Source organism: Candidatus Nitrosarchaeum limnium BG20 (assembly GCF_000241145.1).
Classification (GTDB): domain Archaea; phylum Thermoproteota; class Nitrososphaeria; order Nitrososphaerales; family Nitrosopumilaceae; genus Nitrosarchaeum; species Nitrosarchaeum limnae.
In genome coordinates this window covers 1-584 of record NZ_AHJG01000038.1, presented here as the reverse complement: position 1 = coordinate 584, position 584 = coordinate 1, and the positions used below count along the sequence as shown (strand labels likewise).

Below are 584 nucleotides of genomic sequence, written 5' to 3'. Positions count from 1 at the left end.
CAACTTTGTCTTTGAGTTGTGTTGCTGGATAAAACTCACAACCAAACACTTGACCATCATTTAATTGCCCTTTTCCCTTTCCGATCTCAACTTTTACACCACCTCTAGTCAATATCTCATTTACTTTATCCATCTGATGTAAATGCTGACTGTCAGTAACCAGTGATATTTTCTTGCCTTTGAGAATCTCTACACATTTTTCGGCAACACTGTCAAACTCTACGTCGTCATATGCATTAATTAGAATTAATTTTTTTCAATTGATTCAGTGTTGATTGTATGTCCAATGTTGAATTGAATTTCTGCTCCTAACACCTTTGCACCGTTTGAATTTAGATCACAAGTTCCCCACGTAGTATCAGCTAAGACATATGCTGGAATTCCAAATCTTTTTGTAATATTCATAGCAGTTTCTTGCACTTGAGGTAAAATTCCGTCAGGACCATTCAGAGATACTGATACTGGTTTTTTCAATTCAATTTCCTGAAAGATTCGTTTTTCATCTATTACTATCAATTCAAGCTAAAGAGCATGGTGCTATTAATTTAAATCAACTGCGTGTACAACAAGTAAAAATGTATGAA

General features: G+C 34.6%; 2 protein-coding genes. Both read right to left on the bottom strand.

What is annotated here, in order from left to right:
* Positions 1-241: diphthamide synthesis protein (locus BG20_RS13590; RefSeq protein WP_338032781.1), on the bottom strand; the 241-nt coding region annotated here is incomplete at its 3' end.
* A gap of 5 nt (positions 242-246) precedes the next feature.
* Entirely contained in the window at positions 247-474 is a 228-nt protein-coding gene (locus tag BG20_RS13585; RefSeq protein ID WP_250635815.1) for a diphthamide synthesis protein, read from the bottom strand.
* Positions 475-584 lie beyond the last annotated feature (110 nt).